Source organism: Mycolicibacter virginiensis, from assembly GCF_022374935.2.
In the GTDB taxonomy this organism is placed as follows: domain Bacteria; phylum Actinomycetota; class Actinomycetes; order Mycobacteriales; family Mycobacteriaceae; genus Mycobacterium; species Mycobacterium virginiense.
This window is the reverse complement of sequence record NZ_CP092430.2, coordinates 4,136,337-4,161,647: the sequence shown is the minus strand read 5'-3', so window position 1 is coordinate 4,161,647 and position 25,311 is coordinate 4,136,337. Positions and strand designations below refer to the sequence as shown.

Genomic DNA, 25,311 nt, shown 5'->3' with positions numbered 1-25,311 from the left:
CTACCGCTATCCTGGGTGCCATGGCTGACCTAAATGAACCGGAGTCCACTGGATCCGAAGAGCAGGATGCCCCGGCGAAAAGTGCCGGCACGGCGAAACGGCGGCCAGCTCCCACCCCGGCCCCGGCCCCGGCGCAGTCGAGCACCGGTCCCCTGCTGATCGCTGCGGCGGTCGGACTGGTTGCCGGCCTCATCGGTGGTGGGGCCGTGGCTGCGTTGTGGCCGTCCGGTGGCTCGTCCGCCGGGGGTTCTGCCAAGTTCAGCAGCGAGCAGGTCAACGACGCCAAGAAGGACGTGTGCGGTGCGGTCGTGCTTGCTCGCCAAGCGGTGGCCAACAACATGCACATGAAGAACCCGGACCCGGAGAACCCCGTCGCCCAGCTCGCGGTGGCCGCCAACGCGCGGTTGTCGCTCACTGCGGGTGCGGCCTACCTGCGTGGCCGGCTCGAGGCGGACCCCGCGACGCCGCAAGACATCGTGGACTCCACCCAGAAGATGGCCGGTGCGCTGGAGCGTCTGAACCTCAGCTACCTTGTCGGGCAACCGAATACGGAGCGCGAGCAGCTGGGGCATGACCTCGATTCGCACATCACGGCGCTGGGCAAGCTCTGCCAGTAACCCTGCTGGGGTTACCGATCAGAGCCCGAACAGGGCCAGTGGGTCCGTTGCGAACATGGCGCCGACGTCGTCGAGACCGGTGAAGGCGTCGCCCGGGTCGAGCGGGTTGGCGGCGTTGAAGATGCCGAACAGCGAACTCAGGTCGATGTTGCCGAACGGCGTCACCAACGTGTCGGTGATGGTGCCGTCGTCGCCCGGTGTGGCGATGTAGATGTTCTGCCAACCACCGCCGAAGTTCAGGACGTCGTAGACCGTTCCGGCCGCGGGCAGCAGCGCGGCGTCCACCCCGTCGGCAGCGGCGACACTTGCCACGGTGAACTCGGTGTTGGCCATCCCCAGCAGGTTCGACACATTCACGCCGGTGGTGATGCTCCCGAGGTCGGTGGGGCTCGAACCGGAGTCGTCGTAGACAGTGAAGACCTGCGGGGCGAAGTCGATCGGTGTACCGCCACCAATGCCCACCGAGGCTCCGCCGAGGCTCAGCAGCGGCCCGACGCCGAGCAGCGACGGCACGATGTTGAAACCCTCGTCCGAGCCGGTCAAGCCCAGAGTCGGGTCGAAGATGTAGCCGCCGAGGCTGAATGCGTCATCGCCAAGGCTCGGGTCGCCGACCTGCAGCCCGGTGAACGCGTCACCCGGGTCGAGCGGGTTGGCGGCATTGATGCCGCCGAACAGCGAGTCCAGGTTCAAATTGCCGAACGGCGTGACCAAGGTGTCATGGACAGTCCCGGGGGTGACGACGCCGTCGACGGTGACGTCCGGCGTCGCAGTGTAGACATTGACCCAGCCGCCACCGAGGTTGAAGGCGTCGTAAACCGACCCCAGTACCGGCAGCTGCGAGGCCTCCACGCCATCGACAGGGGTTACACCTTGGATGATCAACTGCGTGTTCGTCATGCCCAACAGATTCGCCACGTCCACCGCAGTCTGGACGCTGCCGAGCTCGCTGCCGCTGCTCCCGTAGACCTCGAAGTCCTGCGGGGCGAAGGCTTGCGGCTGGGTTTCGGGATAGCCCAGGCTGAACACCAGCTGGCCGCCGCCGAGATTCAGCAGCGGCGGCAAGCCGGCGAGGGAATCGACCGGCGTGAAGCCCTCGGTTACCGTGCCGTCCTCCCCGGTGCTGAACGGGTTGAACGTGAAGCCGCCGATGGTGAAGGCGTCGGCGCCGATACTGCTGTCTCCAACCTGCAGTGGGGTGAACGCGTCACCCGGCTGCAGTGGGTTGGCGGCGTTCATGTCGGCGAACAGCGCGCTCAGGTCGGTGTTGCCGAATGGTGTCACCAGGGTGTCGGTAACGGTGCCGTTCGCGCCGGGGGTGGCGACATAGACGTTGTAGAAGCCATTGCCCAGGTTGAGGACGTCGTAGACCGTTCCCTTCGCGGGTAGCGCCGAGGCCTCGACGCCATCGGCCGGGGTGATGTCGAGGACGGTGAATGCGGTGTTGGACATGCCCAGCAGGTTGGCGACGGTTTCGTTGGTGCTGATGCTGCCGAGCGATTCGGTGCCGTTGTACAAATCGAAGATCTGCGGGGCGAGGTCCAAGCTGGTGGGTCCAATGCTCACCGACCCGCCACCGAGGCCCAGCAGCGGGGGAGCCAGGCTGAGAGGGCCGACCGGGTCAAAGCCCTTGGTGCCGGATGAGGTGATCGGGTCGAAGACGGTGCCGTCGATGGTGAAGGCGTTGTCGCCCGGGGCGGCAGCGCCCAGCGCGGCTTGCATGAGTGCTGCGGTGATCAGCCCACCGCCGGCGGTGGCAGCAACGGTGGCCGTCTGGAGTCGTCGATTTGTCATCACAGGCCTTCCAATTGGTTCGGTTGGACTGGCATTTAATGGCACTCAGAATCAGTTGAGTTACCGGTGAGTACTTTTCGACGCTACCTCGCGTGTTCTGCGTCACACAAGGTTCTGCACGGCTCAGATGCCGGACAAATTCGACGATTTAGGAGACAATGCGGCCGAATTAGGGGACATCAACCCAGATTCGCGGTCGGCCGAGCGCGGGGTTGTTGCTCGCTTTTCGTCCCAGCGGTGTTCGGAGACTGAAGAACGCTTAGGCGGTCAACAGTGGGGCGATCCAGGTCAATTCGGCCGGCAGCTGAGAGCTCCAATACGAGCCGTCGTGCCCGCCCGGGGAGAAACCGCCCGCCGGGGGATTGGGTAGCTGGGCGATGAACGCCTGGGTCGCCGAATAGAACGGGTCATCGTTTCCGCAGTCCACCCGGATGGGTATCGAGGCCAATGCCGGCATCCCGAATACCGAGTTGGCCGCGAAGTCCGACGCGCCGTCGAACGCACCCGGTGCCGTCGCTCCGGGCGTCAGCCACAGTGCCGGGCTGACCGCGCAGATCGCCGCCGTTCGGCGCGGGCCGAGCCGGCCCCCCAGCAGCAGGGCGCCGTAGCCGCCCATCGACCAGCCGAGGAATCCCACCCGGGAGGTGTCCAGGCCCTGCTCGGCCAGCAGTGGCAACAACTCGTCGGTCACCATTGCCCCCGAGTCCTCCCCGGACGTGCGGCGGTGCCAGTAGCTCCCGCCGCCGTCAACGGCGACCACCGCGAACGGGGGCAGCCCGGCGTCGACTGCTTCGGCCAGGCCCTGCTCGACGCCACCGGCCATCACTGTCGCGGCGTCACTTCCCTTGCCGTGCAGCGCGATCAGCGGACGCAAGGCCCCAGTCTGGCCGGGAGGCCGGGCGATGGCCCAGTTGGTGGTGATTCCTCCGCGCGCCGCCGAGGCGAACGAGCCCGTCGTCATCGTGGGTGCGGCTTGCGGCGGGGCGGCCTGCGTCGGTCGCGCACCCAACAGTGAACGCGCCCCCAGTGCGCCCGCGGTGCCCAGCATGGCCCCGGCGCGCAGTACCGCTCGTCGGCTCAACTCCGGCATGGCGGCCATCATGCCAGCGGGGCGCTGTTTGTCCGAAAAGGCGGAAACGCATGATGCTGCGCTACCTGGGCTGGCAGCATCTCTAGACGTGATGACAGCAGTGACGCCCAAGGGCGAGCGGCGGCGGTATGCGCTGATCAGCGCCGCCGCCGAGCTGCTGCGTGAGGGTGGGTTCGATGCCGTACGCCACCGCGCCGTGGCGCAGCGGGCCGGCCTGCCGCTGGCGTCGACGACCTATTACTTCTCGTCACTGGAAGACCTCATCGCCCACGCGGTGGAACACATCGGGATGTTGGAGGTCGCGCAACTGCGGGCGCGCATCACCGAGCTGTCCCGCCGCCGGCGCAGTGCCGAGACCACGGCGGACATCCTCGTGGAGCTGTTGGTGGGGTCGCAAGAGAACCCGGAGAGCGATCCGCAAGTAACCGAGCAGCTCATCTCCCGCTATGAGCGCTACATCGTGTGCTCTCGCCACCCGGCGCTGCGTGACATTCAGCGCCGGATCCTGCACCAACGGTCCGATGCGGTCGCCGAGGCAGTCGAACGCTCCGGACGGATCACGCGAGTCGAGATGGCCTATTCCCTGGTCTGCATGGTCGACGGCGCGGTGATGGCGGCGCTCGTCGATGACCTGCAGGGCCCGCGGGCGGCCGCCCGGGCCGCGGTCGTCGACGTCATCGATATGCTCGCTCCACTGGACCAGCGCGCAGTGTCGGCCTGAGAAGCCCACACGGTATGCTGCCTCGATCCCTTTGTCGCTCCTTAGCTACTGGCGGGTAATGAAGGGTTCGGAGGCGCTTGGAAATGCGCCGTAAGCGCCGGAAGACGGCGAAGAGATGCGAATGTGGAGAGCTACGTCATGAATATCGGTGTCCTATCCGAGGCGCAGCCCGGTGAGACGCGTGTGTCGGCGACGCCGACGACGGTTGCTGCACTGACCAAGCTCGGTTACGACGTCGTAGTGGATTCCGGTGCCGGAGAAGCATCGTCCTTCTCCGACGAGGCGTACACCGAGGCCGGCGCCACCATCGGCGATGCGCGCGCCGCCGACATCGTCTTCGGTGTGAACGCCCCCTCGACCGAGCAGCTGGACGGGATGAAGCCGGGCGCGACGCTGGTCAGCCTGTTGGCCCCGGCCCTGAACCCGGATCGGGTGGAAGATCTGGCCCGCCGGCCCATCACGGCGCTGTCGATGGACGCGGTTCCCCGGATCTCGCGGGCGCAGTCGCTGGACGTACTGAGCTCCATGGCCAACATTGCCGGCTACCGCGCCGTGATCGAGGCGGCCCACGTCTTCGGCCGGTTCTTCACCGGCCAGGTCACCGCCGCAGGCAAGGTGCCGCCGGCAAAGGTACTGGTCGTGGGCGCCGGGGTGGCGGGCTTGGCCGCGATCGGCGCCGCCGGCAGCCTTGGCGCAATCGTGCGGGCCACCGACCCGCGTCCCGAGGTGGCCGACCAGGTTCGCTCGCTCGGCGGGGAATACCTGTCAATCGAATCGACCGAGACCGAGGTATCGGCCACCGGCTACGCCAAGGAGATGAGCGACGACTACAAGGCCCGGGAGGCGCAGCTCTACGCCGACCAGTGCGCCGACGTCGACATCATCGTCACCACCGCGCTCATCCCGGGTAAGCCCGCGCCGCGGATCATCACCGCCGACATGGTGGCGTCGATGAAGCCGGGCAGCGTGATCGTCGACATGGCTGCGGCCAACGGCGGCAACGTCGAGGGCACCGTCAAGGACCAGGCCGTCGTCACCGACAACGGCGTGACGATCATCGGTTACACCGACCTGGCCGGCCGGCTGCCCGCGCAGGCGTCGCAGCTCTACGGCACCAACCTGGTCAACCTGATGAAGTTGATGACACCCGGCAAGGATGGCCAGCTGGTGCTGGACTTCGACGACGTGGTGCAGCGGTCGATGACCGTGGTGCGCGATGGCGAGTCGACGTGGCCCCCGCCGCCGGTGCAGGTCTCGGCCGCCCCGGCCAAGGTCGCCGAAGCTCCGGTGGTCGCGCAGACGAACAAGGAACCGATGTCGGCCGGGCGTCGGCTGGGCGTGGTGGTCTCTGCCGCCGCCGTGCTGTTCGCGCTGGTCGCGCTGGCGCCGGCGGCGCTGCAGGTGCACCTGACCGTCTTCGCGTTGGCGATCGTGATCGGCTACTACGTGATCGGCCATGTGCACCACGCGCTGCACACCCCGCTGATGTCGGTGACCAACGCGATCTCGGGAATCATCGTGGTGGGCGCGCTGCTGCAGATCGGCCACGGCGACCCGGCCATCACGAGTTTGGCCGCCGCGGCGATCCTGCTGGCCAGCATCAACATCTTCGGTGGTTTTGCGGTGACCCGCCGCATGCTCGCCATGTTCTCTCGCAGCTAGGCGCTGCGCACCCCGACTTGGAGTAGACCCCGCTTATGTTTTCAGTTGAGACCGCCGCCTCGGCGGCATACATCGTCGCGGCCTTGCTGTTCATCCTGGCCCTGGCCGGGCTGAGCAAGCACGAGACGTCCAAGGCCGGCAACAGCTTCGGCATCCTCGGGATGGCGGTGGCGCTGGCCGCGACGATCACCTTGGCGGTGCATCACGACATCAATCCGGTCGGCTTGGCGTTGCTGATCGGGGCCACCGTGGTCGGTGCGGCGATCGGGTTGTGGCGCGCCAAGGTCGTCGAGATGACCGGCATGCCCGAGCTGATCGCGCTGCTGCACTCGTTCGTCGGCCTGGCCGCCGTGCTGGTCGGCTGGAACGGCTACCTGCACGTCGAGAACAGCCCGTGCAGCGCCGACGCACGCGAACTGGCCGCCCAGGGGCTGTTCGGCATCCACTCGGCCGAGGTGTTCATCGGCGTGTTCATCGGTGCGGTGACGTTCACCGGCTCGATCGTGGCCAACCTCAAGCTCTCGGCGCGGATGAAGTCCAACCCGCTGATGCTGCCCGGCAAGAACTTCCTCAACATCGGCGCGCTGGTCGCATTCGTCGCTTTGACGGTGTGGTTCGTGTACGAGCCCAAGCTGTGGCTGCTGATCGTGGTGACCCTGCTGGCGCTGGCGCTGGGCTGGCACTTGGTGGCCTCGATCGGCGGCGGCGACATGCCGGTGGTCGTCTCGATGCTCAACAGCTACTCGGGCTGGGCCGCGGCCGCCTCGGGCTTCCTGCTCTCCAACGACCTGCTGATCATCACCGGCGCGCTGGTCGGATCCTCGGGTGCCTACCTGTCCTACATCATGTGCAAGGCGATGAACCGGTCCTTCATCTCGGTGATCGCCGGTGGCTTCGGGATCGAAGCCGGCCCCGCCGAGGACAAGGACTACGGCGAGCACCGTGAGATCACCGCCGAAGGGGTCGCCGAGCTGCTGGGCGGCGCCGACTCGGTGATCATCACCCCGGGCTACGGCATGGCCGTCGCGCAGGCCCAGTACGGCGTCGCCGAACTGACCCGCAAGCTGCGCGACCGCGGCGTCAACGTGCGCTTCGGCATCCACCCGGTCGCCGGCCGACTTCCCGGCCACATGAACGTGCTGCTGGCCGAGGCCAAGGTGCCCTACGACATCGTGCTGGAGATGGACGAGATCAACGACGACTTCGGCGACACGTCGGTGGTCCTGGTGATCGGCGCCAACGACACCGTCAACCCGGCCGCCGCCGAAGACCCGTCCAGCCCGATCGCGGGTATGCCGGTGCTGACCGTGTGGGACGCCGACAACGTGATCGTCTTCAAGCGCTCCATGGCTTCGGGCTACGCGGGCGTGCAGAACCCGCTGTTCTTCCGGCAGAACTCCGCGATGTTGTTCGGGGACGCCAAGGACCGGGTCGAAGACATCCTGCACGCGCTGTAAGGGCTCGTCATCGGCGCAGCCAGTGCCGCGGCGCCCGTACTCAGGGCGTTTGCGGCCGGGCGAAACCCAAGCGTTTGGCTTGGCCGGCCGGCTGCGACGGCTCGCGATGCAGGCCGTTCAACAACGCGAACAGCACCGGCTCGATCTCGTTGACCGCCTGGGCGGGATCGGCGGCGGCGGCGATGATGGGCCCCGTCTTGCTGAGCAGGGCGTACAGCAGTTCGGCGGTGACGCCGACCGGCACGGCCACGATCTGGCCGGTCTCGATCAGCTCGCCGAGCACCCCGCGCAGCAACGGAAGCGCCAGCTCCTCGTCGACGGTCTGCTTGCGGTCCCAACCCAATGCGCTGGCTGATTCCCGCAGCAACACCCGTGCGTCGTGATTGTGGACGTAGCAGCGCAGCACCGCGCTGATCGCCAACAGCGCCTGGTCCCACGGGCTGGCGTCGTCGGGCATGGACTCCAGGGCGCCCGGTAATACGGCCTGCATGACGTCGGCTTGGCTGAGCCTGAACACCTCGGCGAAGATCGCCTGCTTGTCGCGAAAGTGGTGGTAGACGGCACCCTTGCTGGAGTGCGAAGCCTGCGCGATCTCATCGACCGAGGTCGCTTCGAAGCCCTTGGCAACGAAAAGGGTCCGGGCGGCGTCGAGCACCGCGGTCCGCGTGAGCTCGGCGTGCATGTCCCGCCGGGTCGGCCTCCCGTTACTCATCGGCCAAAGCGTACTCACCGACCGACAGTCTGTGTCAGACTACGAGCCTGTCTGTTTTTCTCGACATGTGGAGTCGCCATGTTGACCGTTGGCCGCGCCAACGAGAGTAATGCCGCGTTTGCGCACGGCGAGTGGCCGCCGGCAGCTCGAATAGCGGTCGACGTTTTTCTGGAACTCATGCGTAACAAGCGAGTGCGCCCCTACGACATCGCCACCCGGTGCCGCACCCGATCCCTTACCCGGCACGTCCCCGTCGGGCCGCGGCGAGAGATCGTGCGCTCCTTCGACCTCGCGTCGCCCTTCTGGCCGCTCACCATCGACCCCTACGACGGCCTGCTGGCCGGCTACGGCATCGACCGAAACGGCGCGTGCATTCGCTACACCCAGAATCCCTACCCGCTGATCAGCCGGGCTGACGACGCGACAGTGCAGCGCGTGCAGTTCGCGCAGGGATGTCAGAACGTGATGCGCCGGGCCACCCGAACCAATCCCGCCTTCATCTGCGAACCGCTGCCCCCGTGGCGTGCCGTCCAGGTCGTCGGCGAGTACCTGATCGATGCCGCGATATCGCTGTCCGAGGGCCGAGGCCCGGTCATCGTGGAAGCCGTGCCCGCTGCCCAGGCCAGTCAGACTCCACCGGAGCGCACGACCGTAAGCTAGCTGCTCGTGAGCATTCCCAATGTGCTGGCCACCCGTTACGCCAGTACCGCCATGACAGACATCTGGTCGCCGCAGGCCAAGATCATTGCCGAGCGTCGGCTGTGGCTGGCGGTACTGCGCGCCCAGTCCGAGCTGGGTGTGCCGGTGCCCGCACAGGCGATCGCCGACTACGAGGCTGTCCTCGGTGACGTCGACCTGGCGTCGATCGCAGCCCGCGAGCGGGTGACCCGCCACGACGTCAAGGCCCGTATCGAGGAGTTCAACGCCCTCGCCGGTCACGAGCACGTCCACAAGGGCATGACCAGCCGGGACCTGACCGAGAACGTCGAGCAGCTGCAGATTCGCCAGTCCCTGCAACTGGTCCACGACCACGGGGTCGCGGTCGCGGCGCGCCTGGTCAGTCACGCCGCGGCCTACCGCGACCTGGTGATGGCCGGGCGCAGCCACAACGTCGCCGCGCAGGCCACCACGTTGGGTAAGCGATTCGCCTCGGCGGCCGAGGAGACCCTGCTCGCGCTGCGGCGGGTGCGTGAGTTGATCGACCGCTACCCGCTGCGCGGCATCAAGGGGCCGATGGGCACCGCGCAGGACATGCTGGATCTGTTCGACGGTGACACCGCCAAACTGAGCGAGCTGGAACGCCGAGTCGCCGAATTCCTCGGGTTCTCGGCGGTGCTGACCAGCGTCGGGCAGGTCTATCCCCGCTCGCTGGATCACGACGTGGTCTCCGCGCTGGTGCAACTGGGCGCCGGCCCGTCCTCGCTGGCGCAGACGATCCGACTGATGGCGGGCCACGAACTGGTCACCGAAGGATTCGCGCCCGGCCAGGTGGGCTCGTCGGCGATGCCGCACAAGATGAACACCCGCAGCTGCGAGCGGGTCAACGGGCTGCAGGTGGTGTTGCGCGGTTATGCCTCGATGGCTGCTGAACTGGCCGGCGCGCAGTGGAACGAGGGCGACGTCTTCTGCTCGGTGGTGCGCCGCGTCGCGCTGCCAGACGCCTTCTTCGCCGTCGACGGGCAGACCGAGACATTCTTGACCGTGCTCGACGAATTCGGGGCCTACCCGGCGGTGATCACCCGCGAGCTGGACCGCTACCTGCCGTTCCTGGCCACCACCAAGGTATTGATCGCCGCGGTGCGTGCCGGGGTGGGACGCGAAGCCGCGCACGAGGTGATCAAAGAGCACGCGGTGGCCGTCGCGCTGGCGATGCGCGAGCGGGGCGCCGAACCCGACCTGCTCGACCGGCTGGCCGCCGACGACCGGCTGCCACTGGACCGGGCCGCGCTGGATGCGGCCGTCGCCGACCGGCAGGCCTTCACCGGCGCGGCCGCCGACCAGGTTGATCGGGTGGCGGCCGAGGTGGCCGAACTCGTCGAGCGGTATCCGGGCGGGGCTGCCTATAGCCCGGGCGCGATCCTGTAACCGCCATGGAAGTCCAGGAACTCGCGAGCATCGACTTCACCGATCTGGACAACTTTGCCGACGGCTTCCCCCACGAGCTGTTCGCGCTGCACCGCCGCGTCGCCCCGGTGTACTGGCACGAACCCACCGCCCACACTCCCGACGGCGACGGCTTCTGGTCGGTTGCCACGCACGCCGAAACGCTTGAGGTGTTGCGCGATGCCGAGACCTATTCGTCGGTCACCGGCGGGGACCGGCCGTTCGGCGGCACCGTGCTGCAGGACCTGCCGATCGCCGGACAGCTGCTGAACATGATGGACGACCCGCGGCACGCGCAGGTCCGACGGCTGGTCAGCTCCGGACTGACTCCACGGATGATCCGCCGTGTCGAGACCGACCTGCGGCGCCGGGCGCGGGCTTTGCTCGACGCCGTCGAGCCCGGGGTTCCCTTCGACTTCCTGGTCGACATCGCCGCCGAGGTGCCGATGCAGATGATCTGCATCCTGTTAGGCGTTCCCGAGGCCGACCGGCATTGGCTGTTCGAGGCGATCGAGCCCAGTTTCGACTTTCGCGGCTCACGCAAGGCGGTGGTGTCGCGGCTGTCCATCGAGGATGCCGGCAACCGGGTCTACACCTTCGGACGGGAGTTGATCGCGGCCAAGCGCGCCGAGCCCGCCGACGACATGCTCTCGGTGGTGGCCAACTCGACCGACCCTGAGCTCAGCGATCTCGAGGTGTATCTGTTCTTCCAGTTACTGTTCAGTGCCGGCGCCGAGACCACCCGCAACGCCATTGCCGGCGGGCTGCTGGCGCTATCGCAGTACCCAGACCAATATCGTTTGCTGCGTAGCGATTTCGATCTGCTGCCGACCGCCATCGAAGAGATCCTGCGCTGGACGTCACCGGCGCCGTCGAAGCGGCGCACCGCAACCCGGCGCGCAGTGCTCGGCGGGCAGACCATCGACGCCGGTCAGAAGGTGCTGGTGTGGGAGGGCTCAGCCAACCGTGACGCAGCGGTCTTCGACCGGGCCGAACAGTTCGACATCACCCGTAAACCCAACCCACACATCGGGTTCGGTCACGGCGCCCACTTCTGCCTGGGTGCCCACCTGGCCCGGCTGGAACTGCGGGTGCTCTACGAGGAGCTGCTGGGCCGGTTCGGTGAATTGGCGGTGGTGGCACCGGTGGAGTGGACCCGCAGCAACCGGCACACCGGGATGCGGCACATGATGGTGGAACTGCGGCCCTGATCTGCTGATCGCCTGCGATTTCGGCGCGGTTTCTCCCGCTCAGCGGGCAGTAGCGCGCCGAATCGCCCACTGAATCTCGGCAATGACACGGTGCGGGGCAGTGGCTAAGTCCAGCCAGGTAAACCGGAGCACCGTCCAACCGCGCAACACGATCTGGTTCTGCCGCACCCGGTCACCTTCGAATTCATCCGGGCCGCTGTGATAAGCCCAGCCGTCGACTTCGATCGCAACTGCGATATCGGGAAAGGCAACGTCGATCTTGTAGCTGCCCAGTCGATAGTTCGCCACCCATCCCGTGATGCCGGCATCGCGCAACAGCTGGACCAGTATTCGCTCGGCCTGTGAACGGGCGCCGCTCTGCGCTGCCTGCAGCATCCGCCGGGCCGCAGGGGATCCCTGCCGGCCTGCGTTTCGCAGCTGGGCCCGCCACAGCCGGGGTAGTTCGGTGTGACGCTGCAGGGCGGTATCCATCACCTTGGGGCCCCCTCCACGACGGGCAGCGGCTTCGACTGTCGTCAGGTCCAGTCCGGTGACCAACAGCCCCCTGCGCTCGACCACATCCGCGGGAAAGAGGTCCCGGCGCCGGAGCCGGGTGCCTCGATGAGCCCGCCCATGGGAATTCCGAGGCACCGTGACCTCGACCAAATTCGGTGAGGTGGTGGTCAGCTGGTGCCACCAGGCCGCGGCCAAACCGCTGGCGACGGCATTGGGCCCATAGCTCCACACCGCTGCTCGAATGCGTGCGGCGGTGGTGAAGGGACGATCGTCGGCGAAGTACACACCAGGCCCGCAGCGCCGCCAGCGTCCGGATTGGAGTCGGCGGCCGATGGCGGAGCTGGAGAGGCCGCATTCCAAAGCCTGCGAGCGGGTGATCACCCCGTCATGACGCCGTAGATAGTGGTCCATACCAGGTCGGACGTAGCCTGACCCGTCCGCGGTTCCCTGCGATTTCGGCGCGATTTCTCCCGCTCAGCGGGCCAGACCGCGCCGAGATCGCCGGGCCAGGCCCGCGGAGTGCAGTTCCAGGGCGGCCAGGCCGCCGATCACCGCGGGGTCTGCGTGTCGCCATGCCCCAACAGGATCGGGACTGACCGCGGTCAGCTTGCCTAGTGGTCGGTTGGTCAGCGCCCGCAGTGCCAGCAGCTGCTCACCGGCCGGGGTGGCGGCCAGCGTGAGCACCGCCCGCTTGCGCAGGAAGAACCGCAGCCGCAGCGCGGCCCAGGGCATCGCCACCGCCAGAATCGGCGGGGCCGCGACCGCGACCGCCAGGAGGTAGGCCAGCCAGCCGGCGGTGGTGTCGAGGTTGTGGCCGGCACCGGCGATGTCGACCGCAGCGTGCCCGGCCGCGGTGAGTGGCTTGCTCACCGCGTCGCCGACTAGCGGGATACGGTCCGCGCTCTTGCCGGCCGAGGCCAGGCTGTCGGCCACACCGTTGGCGCCGCGCTCGAACTGCCGGCCGACACCGGCGATGGTGGTGACCGCGCCGTGGACGGCGAGCGCGACCAGTACCCACAGCGAGGTCCAGGCCGCGACGACGAGGTCGCTGAACAGCTGGGCCAGTAGGCGGCCGGGGGAGGTGGCGTAGGGCAGCAACCGGGAGGTCATCATCCGATCCCAACACACCCGGCGGCGTGCTGCGCCCGGCTTCGCCGGTCTTGCGGTCCCCGCTGTGTTGATGGCGGTGACCCGCTGCGCCCGGCTTCGCCGGTCTTGCGGTCCCCGCTAGGCTGACGCAATGTCGCGACCCGCGCTCTCCGATTACCAGCACCTGGCCAGCGGCAAAGTCCGCGAACTCTACCGGATCGATGAGCAGCATCTGCTGTTCGTCGCTACCGACCGGATCTCGGCGTTCGACTACATCCTCGACAGCGAGATCCCGGACAAGGGCCGCATCCTGACCGCGATGAGTGTCTTCTTCTTCGACCTCGTCGACGCCCCCAATCACCTGGCCGGGCCGCCCGACGACCCGCGCATCCCCGACGAGGTGCTCGGCCGCGCGCTGGTCGTGCGCCAGCTGAAGATGATGCCGGTGGAGTGTGTGGCCCGCGGCTACCTGACCGGCTCGGGCCTGCTGGACTACCAGAGCAATGGCGCCGTGTGCGGTATCTCCTTGCCGCCCGGATTGGTGGAAGCCAGCAAATTCCTCAATCCGCTGTTCACCCCGGCGACCAAGGCCGACATCGGTGAGCATGACGAGAACATCTCGTTCGCGCAGGTGATCGACCTGGTGGGGCCGGTACGCGCTGGCCAGCTGCGCGACCGCACCCTGGCGACCTATGTGCAGGCAGCCGACCACGCGCTGACCAAGGGAATCATCATCGCCGACACCAAGTTCGAGTTCGGCATCGACGAACACGACAACCTGGTGCTGGCCGACGAGGTCTTCACGCCCGACTCGTCGCGGTACTGGCCGGCCGACCACTATCGCGCCGGGGTCGTGCAGCAGAGCTTCGACAAGCAGTTCGTCCGCAACTGGCTCACCGGCCCGGAATCCGGTTGGGACCGCTCTGGAGACCAACCGCCCCCGGCGCTACCGGACGACATCATCGCCGCGACTCGAGCCCGCTACGTCGAGGCCTACGAACGTATTTCAGGTCTTTCGTTCGACGACTGGGTCGGCCCCGGAGCATGACCGACGTGTCGCAGACCCTTCCGGGACCGCCCTCGGCCAAGCGCGTCGACAGCACCCGCACTCACCACGGGGACGTCTTCGTCGACTCCTATGAGTGGCTGCGCGACAAGTCTGATCCCGCCGTCATCGCCCACCTCGAAGCCGAGAACGCTTACACCGACGCCGCCACGGCGCACCTGGAACCCTTGCGACAGGCCATTTTCGACGAGATCAAGGCCCGCACCAAGGAGACCGACCTGTCGGTGCCCGCCCGTCGCGGCGACTGGTGGTACTACGCGCGCACCTTCGAAGGAAAGCAGTACGGCGTGCACTGCCGCTGTCCGATCAGCAGCCCCGATGACTGGGATCCGCCCCAGCTCGACGAGGCCACCGAGATCCCCGGCGAACAGGTGCTGCTCGACCAGAACGCCGAGGCCGAAGGGCACGACTTCTTCGCGCTCGGCGCCGCCAGCGTCAGCCCGGACAGTCACCTCCTGGCCTACTCCGTCGACGTCGTCGGCGACGAGCGGTACACGCTGCGGTTCAAGGATCTTCGTAGCGGTGAGCTGCTTCCCGACGAGATCGCCGGGATCGGCGCCGGGGTGACCTGGGCGACCGACAACCAGACTGTCTACTACACGACCGTCGACGAGGCCTGGCGCCCGGATACCGTGTGGCGCCACCGAATCGGGGCTTCCGCAGGGTCTTCCGAGCAGGTCTACCACGAGGACGACGAACGATTCTGGTTGTCGGTGGGACGCACCCGCAGCGACGCCTACGTGTTGATCGCGGCCGGTTCGTCGATCACCACCGAGGTGCGCTACGCCGACGCGGCCGACTCGCACGCCGAGTTCACCGTGGTGCTGCCTCGGCGCGAAGGCGTCGAGTACGCCGTAGAGCACGCGATTATCGGCGGCCAGGACCAATTCCTGATGCTGCACAACGACGGAGCGGTCAACTTCACGCTGGTCCAGGCGCCGGTGAACGATCCAACGGCGCAGCAGACCCTGATCGCCGGACGCGACGACGTTCGGCTCGATGCGGTAGACGCCTTCGCCCACCACCTGGTGGTCGGGTACCGAGCCGAGGGCCTGCCCCGCATTCAACTGTGGCCGATCGGCGCGGACGGTGATCTCCAACCGCCGCAGGAGATCACCTTCGACACCGAGCTGACGTCGTCGGGTCTGGCCACCAATCCGAACTGGGACGCCCCGAAACTGCGGGTCGGTGCGACGTCCTTCATCACCCCGGTGCGGGTTTACGACATCGACCTTGCGACCGGGGAACGCACCCTGCTGCGCGAACAACCGGTGCTGGGCGAATACCACAGCACCGACTACGTTGAATACCGCGACTGGGCCTACGCCGAGGACGGCACCCGGATCCCCGTGTCGGTCGTGCACCGGGCCGGTATCGAACTCCCAGCTCCCACACTGCTTTACGGCTACGGGGCCTATGAGGCGTGCGAGGATCCGCAGTTCTCGATCGCTCGGTTGTCGCTGCTGGACCGGGGCATGGTGTTCGCCGTAGCCCACGTTCGCGGCGGCGGTGAGATGGGCCGGCTGTGGTACGAGCGCGGCAAGCTGCTGGAGAAGAAGAACAGCTTCACCGACTTCGTCGCTGTGGGCCGTCACCTGATCGATGCGGGGGTCTGCCGGCCCGGGCATCTGGTGGCGATGGGCGGCAGCGCCGGCGGCCTGCTGATGGGGGCGGTGACCAACCTGGCGCCGGACCTGTTCGCCGGCGTGGTGGCGCAGGTGCCGTTCGTCGACCCGCTGACCACCATCTTGGACCCGTCGCTGCCGTTGACCGTCATCGAATGGGACGAGTGGGGAAACCCGTTGGACGACAAGGACGTCTACTTCTACATGAAGTCCTACTCGCCGTACGAGAACATCGCCCGCCGGGAATATCCGCCGATCCTGGCGATGACCTCGCTGAATGACACTCGGGTGTACTACGTCGAGCCGGCGAAGTGGGTCGCGGCGCTGCGGCACACCAAGACCGACGCCAACCCGGTGTTGCTGAAAACCGAGATGAACGCCGGCCACGGCGGGATCTCCGGGCGCTATGAACGCTGGAAAGAGATCGCCTTCTCCTACGCCTGGCTGCTGGCGGTTGTCGGCTGCGGGTAACGTCGCGGCCATGAGCCTCGCCGAAATCCCGCTGACCACCCTTGACGGCCGTTCCACCTCGCTGGCCGATTACGCCGACCGCGCGGTGCTCGTGGTCAACGTCGCGTCCAAATGCGGACTCACCCCGCAGTACGGCGCGCTGGAGCAGCTCGCGCAGGACTACGGCGATCGCGGCCTGACCGTGCTGGGCGTGCCCTGCAACCAGTTCATGGGCCAGGAGCCCGGAACAGCCGAAGAGATCCAGACCTTCTGCTCGACCACCTATGGGGTGACGTTTCCGTTGCTGGCCAAGACCGACGTCAACGGTGCGGACCGCCACCCGCTGTATGCCGAGCTGACCAAGGCCGCCGACGCCGAGGGCGCCGCCGGTGACGTGCAGTGGAATTTCGAGAAGTTCCTGCTCGCCCCGGGGGCCACCGTGGTCAACCGCTTCCGGCCCACCACGGCGCCGGACGCGCCCGAGGTGATCGCCGCCATCGAAGCCGTCCTGCCTGGCTGATGCATACCCGCTCGGAACGCTTCCCCAGCGTGCGGGCGGCGGCGCTGGCCTACCGGTTCCGGGAGAGCCTGTTCGCGCTGCCGTTGGTGATCGTGTTCGGCGGGATGGCGCTCGCCGTCATCACCCGGGTGGCGGATCGCAACATCGGCCCGTCGCCGCGCTTCCTGCTGAAGATGGACAGCGGCGTGGCCACCACGCTGCTGTCCACCATCGCCGGCGCGACCATCACCACTGCGGGAGTCATCTTCTCGCTGACCATCGTCAGTCTGCAGCTGGCGAGTTCGCAGCTCTCACCCCGCGTGATGCGGTGGTTCATCCGGGACCGGCTCAGCCAGGTTGTGATCGGCCTGCTGGTCGCGACGTTCGTGTACTGCGTGCTGAGCCTGCCGGATCTCGATGGATCGTCGCCGGTGCCCGCGCCGCCGTTGACGGTGACGGTCGCGGTCGTGCTGACGATCGCCACCGTCATCACGATCATCGCGCACGTCGATCACCTGGCCCACCGCCTGGAGGTCGGACAGGTGGTGCGCGAGATCGCGGCCGAGGGCTCGATGGTGATCGACGCCGTCGCGGCCGCCGCCGCCCACGAGCAACCGGCCCACGAAGCCGACATGGATGTTCCTCCGGACGCGTTGCGGCTGACCTCACCCGGCAACGGCTGGGTCAGCCAAGTCGACCCCCAGCGGCTGTTGGCTGCCATCCCGGCCGGCACCACAATCCGGTTGGACACCCGCGTGGGTGCCTACATCCACCTGGGCCAGCCGCTGGTCACCATTTGGCCGGTGCCGGCCAATCCGGATCGGGTGCGGGACAAGCTGTCCCGGGCCGTCGTCGTCAGTGACAGCCGCACCATGCAGGAAGACGTCGACTTCGCCTTCCGGCAGCTGGTCGATATCGGGCTGCGTGCGCTCAGCTCGGCGATCAACGACCCGACCACCGCGGTGGAGGCGACGCTGCGGGTGGGCAGCCTGCTGCGCCGGGTGCTGACAGTACAACCGCGGCCGCGGGCGGTGGCCGGGCCGGACGGGCGAATACTGTTGCGGCCCTGGGATCTCGATCCCAAGGAGTACATCGGGCACGGTTTCGACCAACTTCGCCAGGTTGCGCCCAGTCAGCCCATGGTGGCGGCGGCGATCCTGCGGGTGTTGCGGATGCTGGTTGCGCACGTCAAGGAATACGGCCGCCCGGAGCACCTGCCCGCCCTGCGCGAACAGACCGACCTGCTTCTGGAATCGCTGGAGATGGCGCCGGATCTGCACCCCCGTGATCTCGCCCGGCTCAAGGCGATCGCCGCCGACACCACCGATCCGGCCGACCACAGCCGCCGGCGGGCGATTCCGTAGTGCTATCTGACGTCCTCCTCGATGTCACCGGCTGGACACCTGCGCTGGTCACACTGGTGTCGTGACCGGACAACTGATCGTCTCCGTCTCCGGGATCGGGGCGCACACCCAGGCCGACGCCGAGGCCTTCTGTGCGCAACTGGATGCCCGGGGCGTCGACGTGTCGCTGCTGGTGGCCCCGCGATTGGGTGGCGGCTACCGGCTCGACCGCGACCCCGGCACCGTCGAGTGGCTGACCCAGCGGCGTGCCGACGGTGCGGCGATCGTGCTGCACGGCTTCGACGAGGCCGCCACCAAGAAGCGCCGCGGCGAGTTCGCCACGCTGCCCGCCCACGAGGCCAATCTGCGGCTGCTTGGCGCCGACCGCGTCCTGGAGCACTTGGGCCTGCGCACCCGGCTGTTCGCCGCGCCTGGCTGGACCGTGTCGCCAGGCACCGTTAGGGCATTGCCGCGCAATGGTTTCCGGCTTCTGGCCGGTTTGCACGGCATCACCGACCTGGTACTGGACCACACCGTGCGGGCCCGGGTGCTCGGCGTCGGCGCGGGATTTCTCAGCGCGCCCTGGTGGTGCCGGATGGTGGTGGCCAGCAGCGAGCGCATCGCCCGTCGCGGCGGGGTGGTGCGGCTGTCGGTAGGTGCGCGGCAGCTGGCAAAGCCGGGCGTGACGGCGGCCATGCTGGAGGCGGTGGACACCGCGCTGGGCCACGGTTGCCGGCCGGAGCGCTACGGCTGGCCGCTGGCGCCGGTCGATGTGACCTCGGAGCTGAGCGCCTGAGTCGTTACCCTGGGACGCCATGAGCGGTAAGACGGACGCTGACGCGATCGTCGTCGGGGCGGGTCTCGCGGGCCTGGTGGCGGCCTGCGAACTGGTGGAACGTGGTCAGCGTGTCCTGATCGTCGACCAGGAGAACAGCGCGAACCTGGGCGGACAGGCGTTCTGGTCGTTCGGCGGCCTGTTCTTCGTCGACAGCCCCGAGCAGCGCAGGCTTGGGGTCCGCGACAGCCACGAACTGGCGCTACAGGATTGGCTGGGCACCGCCGGCTTCGACCGGGAGTGCGACCACTGGCCGCGGCAATGGGCACACGCCTACGTGGACTTCGCCTCGGGTGAGAAGCGCAGCTGGCTGCGGGCCCGCGGGCTGAAAGTCTTTCCGCTGGTGGGCTGGGCCGAACGTGGCGGTTACGGCGCCACCGGGCCCGGCAATTCGGTGCCCCGCTTCCACATCACCTGGGGAACCGGACCGGCGTTGGTGGAGATCTTCGCGGGCCGGCTGCGGGGCCGTTCAAAGGTCCGGTTCGCCTTCCGGCATCAGGTCGACGAGCTGATCGTCGAGGGTGGCCGGGTGACCGGGGTTCGGGGCAGTGTGCTGGAACCCTCGGCCGCCGAACGTGGCGTGGCGTCATCGCGGAACACCGTGGGACAGTTCGAGTTCCGTGCTCCGGCGGTGCTGGTCACCAGTGGCGGCATCGGCGGCAACCTCGAGCTGGTGAAACAGAACTGGCCGGAGCGGATGGGCCGGGTGCCCGCGCAACTGTTGGCCGGGGTGCCCGCCCATGTCGACGGCCGGATGATCGGCATCACCGAGGCAGCCGGTGGCCGGGTGATAAATCGGGACCGGATGTGGCACTACACCGAGGGCATCACCAACTACGACCCGATCTGGCCGGGCCACGGCATCCGCATCATCCCCGGCCCGTCACCGCTGTGGCTCGACGCCGCCGGCGTGCGGCTGCCCGGGCCGCTGTATCCGGGATTCGACACCCTAGGCACGCTGGAACACATCGCGCGCTCCGGTCAGGACTACACCTGGTTCGTGCTCAACCGGCGGATCATCGAGAAGGAATTCGCGCTCTCGGGCCAAGAGCAGAATCCCGACCTGACCAGCCGTAGCCTGCGTCAGCTGGCCGCCTCACGAGCCCGGTCCGGGCCGCCCCCGCCGGTGCAGGCGTTCATCGACCGCGGGGTGGATTTCGTGCACGCCTCGTCGCTGCGTGACCTGGTCGCCGCGATGAACGACCTGCCCGACGTGGTGCCGTTGGACTACGCGACGGTCGAGGCCGAGGTCACCGCGCGCGATCGCGAAGTGGCGAACCGATTCAGCAAGGACGGCCAGATCACCGCGATCCGCGGCGCCCGGTCCTACCTGGGTGACCGGATCGGCCGGGTGGTTGCCCCGCACCGGCTGACCGAGCCGTCCGCCGGCCCGCTGATCGCGGTCAAGCTGCACATCCTGACCCGGAAGACATTGGGCGGCTTGGAAACCGACTTGGACTCCCGGGTGCTGGGTGCGGACGGCAAGCCGATCGACGGGCTGTACGCGGCCGGCGAGGTGGCCGGCTTCGGCGGCGGCGGTCTGCACGGCTACCGGGCGCTGGAGGGCACCTTCCTGGGCGGGTGCATCTTCTCCGGTCGGGCCGCCGGCCGGGGCGCCGCCAGCGATATCGCCTGAGGCGGGTCCTTCCCGGCGAGCAGACGTGAAAGCCCCTAAAACGCCCCGAAAATGGGGGCTTTCACTGGGGGCACCTCCCGCTTGCGGGGGACTGCTCGGCGGTCAAAACGTGACGGCGCTCTCCTCGGGCAGCACCTGGAAGTCGGCGCGGCCCATCTCGGCCAGCCGGCCGTGATAGATCCCGCGGGCGTCGGTGGCGATGATGCCCTGGTGGATCGGCACCGCGGCCCGCGGCGCCACCGCGCGCAGGTAGTCGACGGCCTCGGAGATCTTCATCCACGGCGCCGCCGCCGGGGTAGCCAGCACGTCCACCGGTTCGCCGGGTACGAACAGCGCGTCGCCGGGATGCATCAGCCGGGCCGGATGCGCGTCATCGCCGATCAGGTAGGAGATGTTGTCGATCATCGGCAGCTCCGGATGGATCACCGCATGCTGCCCGCCCACCCCGCGCACCCGCAGCGGCCCGACGTCGAAGGCATCCCCGACGTGCACCGCCCGCCAGGGCGGCCCCAGCTGGGCGGCGGTCTGCGGATCGGCGTAGAGCACTGCACCCGGGTTGGCGTCGATCAGGGCCGGCAGCCGCGCTACGTCGGCGTGATCGGGGTGCTGATGAGTGACCAGAATGGCCGCCAGACCGGTGATGCCCTCGAAGCCGTGCGAGAAGTTGCCGGGGTCGAACAGCACCGTGGTCCCGCCGAAATCGGCGAGCAGGCAGGAATGGCCGAAGTGGGTCAGTTGCATACCTAAAGATTGTGCTCTCCGGCGCCGCCGACGGGCATCGGTATTGTTGACCCGACCGATTCCCCCGTCGACAGTAGGGAGCACCCGTGGCCCGGGTGGTTGTGCACGTGATGCCCAAAGCCGAGATCCTTGACCCGCAGGGACAGGCGATCGTCGGAGCGCTTTCTCGGCTCGGACACGCCGGAGTGTCGGATGTGCGGCAGGGCAAGCGCTTCGAGCTCGAAGTCGACGATTCGATCGACGACGCCGCACTGGCCGAGATCGCCGAATCGCTGCTGGCCAACACGGTGATCGAGGACTTCACCGTCAGCCGGGAGACCTCGTGAGCGCCCGGATCGGCGTCATCACCTTCCCCGGCACGCTCGACGACGTCGACGCCGCCCGCGCGGTCCGGTTCGTCGGTGCCGAGCCCGTCAGCCTCTGGCACGCCGACGCCGACCTCAAGGGCGTCGACGCTGTGGTGGTGCCCGGCGGCTTCTCCTACGGCGACTACCTGCGCTGCGGGGCCATCGCCCGGTTCGCCCCGGTGATGGGCGAGGTCATCAAGGCCGCCGGCCAAGGCATGCCGGTGCTGGGCATCTGCAACGGCTTCCAGGTGCTGTGCGAGGCCGGTCTGCTTCCCGGAGCGCTGACCCGCAACGTCGGCCTGCATTTCGTCTGTCGCGACGTCTGGCTGCGGGTGACCTCCACCTCGACGGCCTGGACCTCCCGGTTCGACGCCGACGCCGATCTGCTGGTGCCGCTGAAGTCCGGTGAGGGCCGCTACGTGGCCTCCGAAGCGGTGCTCGACGAGCTCGAAGGCGAAGGCCGGGTGGTGTTCCGCTACCTCGACAACATCAACGGCTCGCTGCGCAACATCGCCGGGGTCAGCTCGGCCAACGGCCGGGTGGTCGGGCTGATGCCGCACCCCGAGCACGCTATCGAGGCCCTGACCGGGCCCAGCGATGACGGGCTGGGATTGTTCTACTCCGCCCTGGACGCGGTGCTGTCGGTCTGACGGGCTCGGCCCCTCAGACCGTCTAGCGTCAACAGGTCAGCGCGACCGCGGCCTCGGCGGTGTAGCACAGGAAAGTCAGCGTCTCCTGCAGGTAGAGCTGCACGTTCTCGGCATCGTGCGACAGGTAGCCGATCGACACGTCGGTGCCCAGCCGCAGGTCGAAATCGCCGCCCCGCGTAGTCAGCACAAACGCACCGTCGATCGCCGGCGCCCAGATGATGTCGCCGGTGACCAGCCGGCGCAGGTGCTCCAGGATCGGATAGCCGTGATCGGAGGTCTCGGCGACCTTGGTGTAGGCGTCGGCGGACAACAGCACCGAGTACGGGCCGTCCACCCCGGCCAGACGCAGCGCCGACAGTGCCTGGCTGATCACGTCGGGGATGCCGCGTGGGTCCTCCGGCAGCGTCAGCTCCGGGTTCGAGCTCGCGCTGCGGATGCCCTCCACCGCGGCGCCCGGGTATCCACCGAAGATGATGCGGTCCTCGGCAAACGCCAGTTTCTTGGCCGCGGCCTTCACCGGGTCCCAGTCGGGATCTTGCGAGCCCCGCTCGACATCGTCGATCTCTTCCCGTGACAGGGTGAACGGAACCCGCAGGCGCACCAGTGGTTTGCTGTCGCGCAGATGCGCTTCGACGCCGTCGGCCGGGGCGCTGATACCGGTCAGCCGACCGGTGCCCACCGCGGCCGCCGTCGGGCCGGCCGGCTCGCTGACGTCGACCACCCGGCGCCCGGCGATGTGCCGCTTGAAGGTCCGGGTCGCCTCCTGCTCGATGTCGGCCCAGGCCGCTTCGGTGACCGGGGCCAGATCGCGATACAGGTTGTTCATTGCGAGGTTCCTTTCAGGCTGCCGATGTTCAGTGAGCCGTGAACGCCGGTGGTCTCGACGGGCTCGGAGGGGGTGGGTGCCGCGGCTCCCGGGAGCGGCGGTGGATCGTCGAGGAAGTCGGCGGTGGGGGTGAAGAACAGTCCGCCGGTGACCGCGGTGGAGAAGTCCAGGATGCGGTCGGTGTTGCCCGGCGGGTCGCCGAGGAACATGTTGCGCAGCATCTGCTCGGTGACCTGGGGCGTCCGCGAGTAGGCGATGTAGTAGGTGCCGGACTCGCCGGAGCCCACCGAGCCGAACGGCATGTTGTGCCGCACGATGTCCAGCTCGTTGCCGTCTTCGTCGGTGATGACATTGAGCGCGATGTGCGAGTTGGCCGGTTTCACCGCGTCGTCGAACTCGATGTCGTCGGCCTTGGTGCGGCCGATCACACGTTCTTGCTCGGTGACCGGCAGCGCCTCCCAGGCGGCCATGTCGTGCAGGTACTTCTGGATGTGCACATAAGAGCCACCGGCAAAGTCGGGATCGGAGTCACCGACCGCGGTGGCCGCCACCGCTTCATCGTCGACCGGGTTCTCGGTGCCGTCGACGAACCCGAGCAGGTCGCGATTGTCGAAGAACCGGAAGCCATGCACCTCGTCGACCACGGTGATCGCACCGGCCATCGCCTTGACGATCCGCCCCGCCAGCTCGAAGCACACGTCCAGGGTCTCGCCCTTGACGTGAAACAGCAGATCCCCGGGCGTGGCCGGGGCGGTGTGGCGGGGACCGGTCAGCTCGACGAACGGATGCAGCTCGGCCGGCCGGGGCCCGGCGAACAGCCGGTCCCACGCATCCGAGCCGATCGAGGTCACCACCGACAGCCGCTTGGACGGGTCGCGAAAGCCGATCGCCCGGGCGAAACCCGCCAGGTCGGGCAACGCGTCGTGGACCACCTGCTCGCCGCCGTCGTTGATGGTGGCCACCAGAAAAATGGCCGCACAGGTCAGGGGAGCGGTGACTGGCTGAACGGACGGCACGCTATCGACCCTAACGCCCCCATCGGCGTCCGGATGCGAAAGACTTAACCCCATGGCGGCCACCGCAACCGGATTATGCGAGTTCATCGACGCCTCACCGTCGCCGTTTCACGCCTGCGCCACGGTCGCCGAACGGCTGCGTGCCGCCGGCTACACCGAGGTCGCCGAAACCGACCGGTGGCCGCAGGCGCCGGGACGGTATTTCACCGTCCGGGCCGGTTCGCTGATTGCGTGGAATAGTCCGGAGCACGGCGGCCACACCCCGTTCCGGATCATCGGCGCGCACACCGACAGCCCGAACCTGCGGGTCAAGCAGCACCCCGCCCGCGAGGTCGCCGGCTGGCAGATGGTGGCCCTGGCGCCCTACGGCGGCGCTTGGCTGAACTCCTGGCTGGATCGCGACCTGGGGATCAGCGGCCGGCTCTCGGTGCGCAGCGGTGCCGAAAGCTCCGGCATCAGCCACCACTTGGTCCGTATCGACGAGCCCATCCTGCGGGTGCCGCAGCTGGCCATCCACCTGGCCGACGACCGCGCCGCGGTCAAGCTGGATCCGCAGCGCCACGTCAACGCGGTCTGGGGAGACGGCCGGTCCCCGGACTTCCTCGGCTACGTGGCCGACCGTGCCGGCGTGGAACCGCGCGACGTGCTGGGTTTCGACCTGATGACCCACGACCTGGCGCCGTCGGCGGTGACCGGGCTGGGCCGGGAATTCGTCAGCGCGCCGCGGCTGGACAACCAGGCCAGTTGCTACGCCGGCCTCGAGGCTCTGATTGCCGCGAAGCCCGGCCGCTACCTGCCGGTGCTGGTGCTGTTCGACCACGAGGAGGTCGGGTCGACGTCGGATCACGGCGCCCAGTCCGATCTGCTGTTGACCATCCTGGAGCGGATCACGCTGGCCGCCGGCGGTGACCGGGAGGACTTCCTGCGCCGGCTGACCGGCTCCACGCTGGCCTCGGCGGACATGGCGCACGCCACCCACCCGAACTACCCGGACCGTCACGAACCGGGCCATCAGATCGCGGTCAACGCCGGCCCGGTGCTCAAGGTGCAGCCCAACCTGCGCTACGCCACCGACGGCCGCACCGCCGCGACCTTCGCATTGGCCTGTGAGGCGGCCGGGGTGGCGCTGCAGCGCTACGAGCATCGGGCCGACCTGCCCTGCGGATCGACCATCGGCCCGATGAGCGCCGCACGCACCGGGATCCCCACCGTTGACGTGGGCGCTCCGCAGCTGGCCATGCATTCGGCACGGGAATTGATGGGCGCGCGCGACGTGACCTCCTACGCGGCGGCCCTGGCGGCGTTCCTGGCGCCGGACTGAGCCGAAAT

General features: G+C 68.1%; 24 protein-coding genes. 16 read left to right on the top strand and 8 right to left on the bottom strand.

Annotated features, from left to right (window positions below):
- Window positions 1-20 precede the first annotated feature (20 nt).
- Window positions 21-617, top strand: a complete 597-nt coding sequence (locus MJO54_RS20230) for a hypothetical protein (RefSeq protein ID WP_052741372.1) — start codon at window positions 21-23, stop codon at window positions 615-617.
- An 18-nt stretch (window positions 618-635) separates the two neighbouring features.
- On the opposite strand, the gene MJO54_RS20225 is transcribed toward MJO54_RS20230, so the two are convergent.
- A complete protein-coding gene (locus MJO54_RS20225; RefSeq protein ID WP_064889649.1) occupies window positions 636-2,408 on the bottom strand; it encodes a hypothetical protein in 1,773 nt (590 codons plus the stop codon).
- A 259-nt stretch (window positions 2,409-2,667) separates the two neighbouring features.
- Window positions 2,668-3,510, bottom strand: coding sequence for an alpha/beta hydrolase-fold protein (locus tag MJO54_RS20220; protein ID WP_046286853.1), 843 nt, complete (start codon window positions 3,508-3,510; stop codon window positions 2,668-2,670).
- A 76-nt stretch (window positions 3,511-3,586) separates the two neighbouring features.
- Between MJO54_RS20220 and MJO54_RS20215 the strand changes: the two genes are divergently transcribed.
- From MJO54_RS20215 to pntB, 3 genes are all read left to right on the top strand, one after another.
- Window positions 3,587-4,219, top strand: a complete 633-nt coding sequence (locus MJO54_RS20215; RefSeq protein WP_165604580.1) for a TetR/AcrR family transcriptional regulator — start codon at window positions 3,587-3,589, stop codon at window positions 4,217-4,219.
- Between the two features lie 138 nt (window positions 4,220-4,357).
- Window positions 4,358-5,881 carry a Re/Si-specific NAD(P)(+) transhydrogenase subunit alpha gene (locus MJO54_RS20210; protein ID WP_105295843.1) on the top strand — a complete coding sequence of 508 codons (1,524 nt, stop codon included), beginning with the start codon at window positions 4,358-4,360 and terminating at the stop codon, window positions 5,879-5,881.
- 35 nt (window positions 5,882-5,916) lie between these two features.
- The gene (gene pntB / locus MJO54_RS20205) at window positions 5,917-7,338 is read left to right on the top strand and encodes a Re/Si-specific NAD(P)(+) transhydrogenase subunit beta (protein ID WP_046286056.1); all 1,422 of its coding nucleotides are present in this window, start codon (window positions 5,917-5,919) and stop codon (window positions 7,336-7,338) included.
- A 40-nt stretch (window positions 7,339-7,378) separates the two neighbouring features.
- Here the strand turns inward: pntB and MJO54_RS20200 are convergent, their stop codons facing one another.
- Window positions 7,379-8,050 carry a TetR/AcrR family transcriptional regulator gene (locus tag MJO54_RS20200; protein ID WP_065153034.1) on the bottom strand — a complete coding sequence of 224 codons (672 nt, stop codon included), beginning with the start codon at window positions 8,048-8,050 and terminating at the stop codon, window positions 7,379-7,381.
- Between the two features lie 177 nt (window positions 8,051-8,227).
- Here MJO54_RS20200 and MJO54_RS20195 point away from each other — a divergent pair, with 177 nt between their 5' ends.
- The 3 genes from MJO54_RS20195 to MJO54_RS20185 are packed head-to-tail and all read left to right on the top strand — an operon-like array spanning window position 8,228 to window position 11,364.
- Window positions 8,228-8,710, top strand: coding sequence for a hypothetical protein (locus MJO54_RS20195; RefSeq protein WP_131812797.1), 483 nt, complete (start codon window positions 8,228-8,230; stop codon window positions 8,708-8,710).
- Between the two features lie 6 nt (window positions 8,711-8,716).
- On the top strand, window positions 8,717-10,135 hold the full coding sequence (purB, locus tag MJO54_RS20190) for an adenylosuccinate lyase (protein ID WP_065153036.1): 1,419 nt from the start codon (window positions 8,717-8,719) through the stop codon (window positions 10,133-10,135).
- 5 nt (window positions 10,136-10,140) lie between these two features.
- Window positions 10,141-11,364: a cytochrome P450 gene (locus MJO54_RS20185; protein ID WP_240175386.1), complete on the top strand. Its 1,224-nt coding sequence runs from the start codon at window positions 10,141-10,143 to the stop codon at window positions 11,362-11,364.
- 39 nt (window positions 11,365-11,403) lie between these two features.
- Here MJO54_RS20185 and MJO54_RS20180 read toward each other — a convergent pair whose 3' ends face one another.
- Window positions 11,404-12,270, bottom strand: a complete 867-nt coding sequence (locus MJO54_RS20180) for a PDDEXK-like endonuclease domain-containing protein (protein WP_064889665.1) — start codon at window positions 12,268-12,270, stop codon at window positions 11,404-11,406.
- Between the two features lie 63 nt (window positions 12,271-12,333).
- Window positions 12,334-12,969, bottom strand: a complete 636-nt coding sequence (locus tag MJO54_RS20175; protein WP_064889667.1) for a hypothetical protein — start codon at window positions 12,967-12,969, stop codon at window positions 12,334-12,336.
- A 130-nt stretch (window positions 12,970-13,099) separates the two neighbouring features.
- Between MJO54_RS20175 and MJO54_RS20170 the strand changes: the two genes are divergently transcribed.
- From MJO54_RS20170 to MJO54_RS20145, 6 genes are all read left to right on the top strand, one after another.
- The gene (locus tag MJO54_RS20170; RefSeq protein WP_064889669.1) at window positions 13,100-13,996 is read left to right on the top strand and encodes a phosphoribosylaminoimidazolesuccinocarboxamide synthase; all 897 of its coding nucleotides are present in this window, start codon (window positions 13,100-13,102) and stop codon (window positions 13,994-13,996) included.
- A complete protein-coding gene (locus MJO54_RS20165) occupies window positions 13,993-16,110 on the top strand; it encodes a S9 family peptidase (RefSeq protein ID WP_105295847.1) in 2,118 nt (705 codons plus the stop codon). Before MJO54_RS20170 ends, MJO54_RS20165 begins: the two co-directional genes overlap by 4 nt.
- 10 nt (window positions 16,111-16,120) lie before the next feature.
- The gene (locus MJO54_RS20160; protein ID WP_046286064.1) at window positions 16,121-16,609 is read left to right on the top strand and encodes a glutathione peroxidase; all 489 of its coding nucleotides are present in this window, start codon (window positions 16,121-16,123) and stop codon (window positions 16,607-16,609) included.
- The gene (locus MJO54_RS20155) at window positions 16,609-17,952 is read left to right on the top strand and encodes a DUF2254 domain-containing protein (protein WP_064889507.1); all 1,344 of its coding nucleotides are present in this window, start codon (window positions 16,609-16,611) and stop codon (window positions 17,950-17,952) included. Before MJO54_RS20160 ends, MJO54_RS20155 begins: the two co-directional genes overlap by 1 nt.
- 61 nt (window positions 17,953-18,013) lie before the next feature.
- Entirely contained in the window at window positions 18,014-18,727 is a 714-nt protein-coding gene (locus MJO54_RS20150; RefSeq protein ID WP_065153040.1) for a DUF2334 domain-containing protein, read from the top strand.
- Between the two features lie 19 nt (window positions 18,728-18,746).
- Window positions 18,747-20,402 (top strand): FAD-binding dehydrogenase, encoded by a 1,656-nt coding sequence (locus MJO54_RS20145; RefSeq protein ID WP_105295848.1) that lies wholly within the window; start codon window positions 18,747-18,749, stop codon window positions 20,400-20,402.
- Window positions 20,403-20,504: 102 nt separating this feature from the next.
- Here the strand turns inward: MJO54_RS20145 and MJO54_RS20140 are convergent, their stop codons facing one another.
- Window positions 20,505-21,143 carry an MBL fold metallo-hydrolase gene (locus MJO54_RS20140; protein ID WP_046285920.1) on the bottom strand — a complete coding sequence of 213 codons (639 nt, stop codon included), beginning with the start codon at window positions 21,141-21,143 and terminating at the stop codon, window positions 20,505-20,507.
- 86 nt (window positions 21,144-21,229) lie between these two features.
- Here MJO54_RS20140 and purS point away from each other — a divergent pair, with 86 nt between their 5' ends.
- Window positions 21,230-21,469, top strand: a complete 240-nt coding sequence (purS, locus tag MJO54_RS20135) for a phosphoribosylformylglycinamidine synthase subunit PurS (RefSeq protein ID WP_046285919.1) — start codon at window positions 21,230-21,232, stop codon at window positions 21,467-21,469.
- A complete protein-coding gene (purQ, locus tag MJO54_RS20130; protein ID WP_046285918.1) occupies window positions 21,466-22,140 on the top strand; it encodes a phosphoribosylformylglycinamidine synthase subunit PurQ in 675 nt (224 codons plus the stop codon). Before purS ends, purQ begins: the two co-directional genes overlap by 4 nt.
- A 28-nt stretch (window positions 22,141-22,168) precedes the next feature.
- On the opposite strand, the gene MJO54_RS20125 is transcribed toward purQ, so the two are convergent.
- Together MJO54_RS20125 and MJO54_RS20120 are read right to left on the bottom strand one after the other, a co-directional pair.
- Complete coding sequence (locus tag MJO54_RS20125) at window positions 22,169-22,966, bottom strand: family 1 encapsulin nanocompartment shell protein (protein WP_046285917.1); 798 nt, start codon at window positions 22,964-22,966, stop codon at window positions 22,169-22,171.
- Entirely contained in the window at window positions 22,963-23,982 is a 1,020-nt protein-coding gene (locus MJO54_RS20120) for a Dyp-type peroxidase (protein WP_275564471.1), read from the bottom strand. The genes MJO54_RS20125 and MJO54_RS20120 overlap by 4 nt, the downstream gene beginning before the upstream one ends.
- A 52-nt stretch (window positions 23,983-24,034) precedes the next feature.
- Between MJO54_RS20120 and MJO54_RS20115 the strand changes: the two genes are divergently transcribed.
- Window positions 24,035-25,303: a M18 family aminopeptidase gene (locus MJO54_RS20115; protein ID WP_065153042.1), complete on the top strand. Its 1,269-nt coding sequence runs from the start codon at window positions 24,035-24,037 to the stop codon at window positions 25,301-25,303.
- Window positions 25,304-25,311 lie beyond the last annotated feature (8 nt).

What these genes read in the sequence shown, in the direction of transcription:
- MJO54_RS20230 (WP_052741372.1), top strand. Translation starts at nt 21, where the DNA reads ATGGCTGACCTAAATGAACCGGAGTCCACTGGATCCGAAGAGCAGGAT.
- MJO54_RS20225 (WP_064889649.1), bottom strand. Translation starts at nt 2,408, where the DNA reads ATGACAAATCGACGACTCCAGACGGCCACCGTTGCTGCCACCGCCGGC.
- MJO54_RS20220 (WP_046286853.1), bottom strand. Translation starts at nt 3,510, where the DNA reads ATGATGGCCGCCATGCCGGAGTTGAGCCGACGAGCGGTACTGCGCGCC.
- MJO54_RS20210 (WP_105295843.1), top strand. Translation starts at nt 4,358, where the DNA reads ATGAATATCGGTGTCCTATCCGAGGCGCAGCCCGGTGAGACGCGTGTG.
- pntB (WP_046286056.1), top strand. Translation starts at nt 5,917, where the DNA reads ATGTTTTCAGTTGAGACCGCCGCCTCGGCGGCATACATCGTCGCGGCC.
- MJO54_RS20200 (WP_065153034.1), bottom strand. Translation starts at nt 8,050, where the DNA reads ATGAGTAACGGGAGGCCGACCCGGCGGGACATGCACGCCGAGCTCACG.
- MJO54_RS20195 (WP_131812797.1), top strand. Translation starts at nt 8,228, where the DNA reads ATGCGTAACAAGCGAGTGCGCCCCTACGACATCGCCACCCGGTGCCGC.
- MJO54_RS20185 (WP_240175386.1), top strand. Translation starts at nt 10,141, where the DNA reads ATGGAAGTCCAGGAACTCGCGAGCATCGACTTCACCGATCTGGACAAC.
- MJO54_RS20180 (WP_064889665.1), bottom strand. Translation starts at nt 12,270, where the DNA reads ATGGACCACTATCTACGGCGTCATGACGGGGTGATCACCCGCTCGCAG.
- MJO54_RS20175 (WP_064889667.1), bottom strand. Translation starts at nt 12,969, where the DNA reads ATGACCTCCCGGTTGCTGCCCTACGCCACCTCCCCCGGCCGCCTACTG.
- MJO54_RS20170 (WP_064889669.1), top strand. Translation starts at nt 13,100, where the DNA reads ATGTCGCGACCCGCGCTCTCCGATTACCAGCACCTGGCCAGCGGCAAA.
- MJO54_RS20165 (WP_105295847.1), top strand. Translation starts at nt 13,993, where the DNA reads ATGACCGACGTGTCGCAGACCCTTCCGGGACCGCCCTCGGCCAAGCGC.
- MJO54_RS20160 (WP_046286064.1), top strand. Translation starts at nt 16,121, where the DNA reads ATGAGCCTCGCCGAAATCCCGCTGACCACCCTTGACGGCCGTTCCACC.
- MJO54_RS20155 (WP_064889507.1), top strand. Translation starts at nt 16,609, where the DNA reads ATGCATACCCGCTCGGAACGCTTCCCCAGCGTGCGGGCGGCGGCGCTG.
- MJO54_RS20145 (WP_105295848.1), top strand. Translation starts at nt 18,747, where the DNA reads ATGAGCGGTAAGACGGACGCTGACGCGATCGTCGTCGGGGCGGGTCTC.
- MJO54_RS20140 (WP_046285920.1), bottom strand. Translation starts at nt 21,143, where the DNA reads ATGCAACTGACCCACTTCGGCCATTCCTGCCTGCTCGCCGATTTCGGC.
- MJO54_RS20125 (WP_046285917.1), bottom strand. Translation starts at nt 22,966, where the DNA reads ATGAACAACCTGTATCGCGATCTGGCCCCGGTCACCGAAGCGGCCTGG.
- MJO54_RS20115 (WP_065153042.1), top strand. Translation starts at nt 24,035, where the DNA reads ATGGCGGCCACCGCAACCGGATTATGCGAGTTCATCGACGCCTCACCG.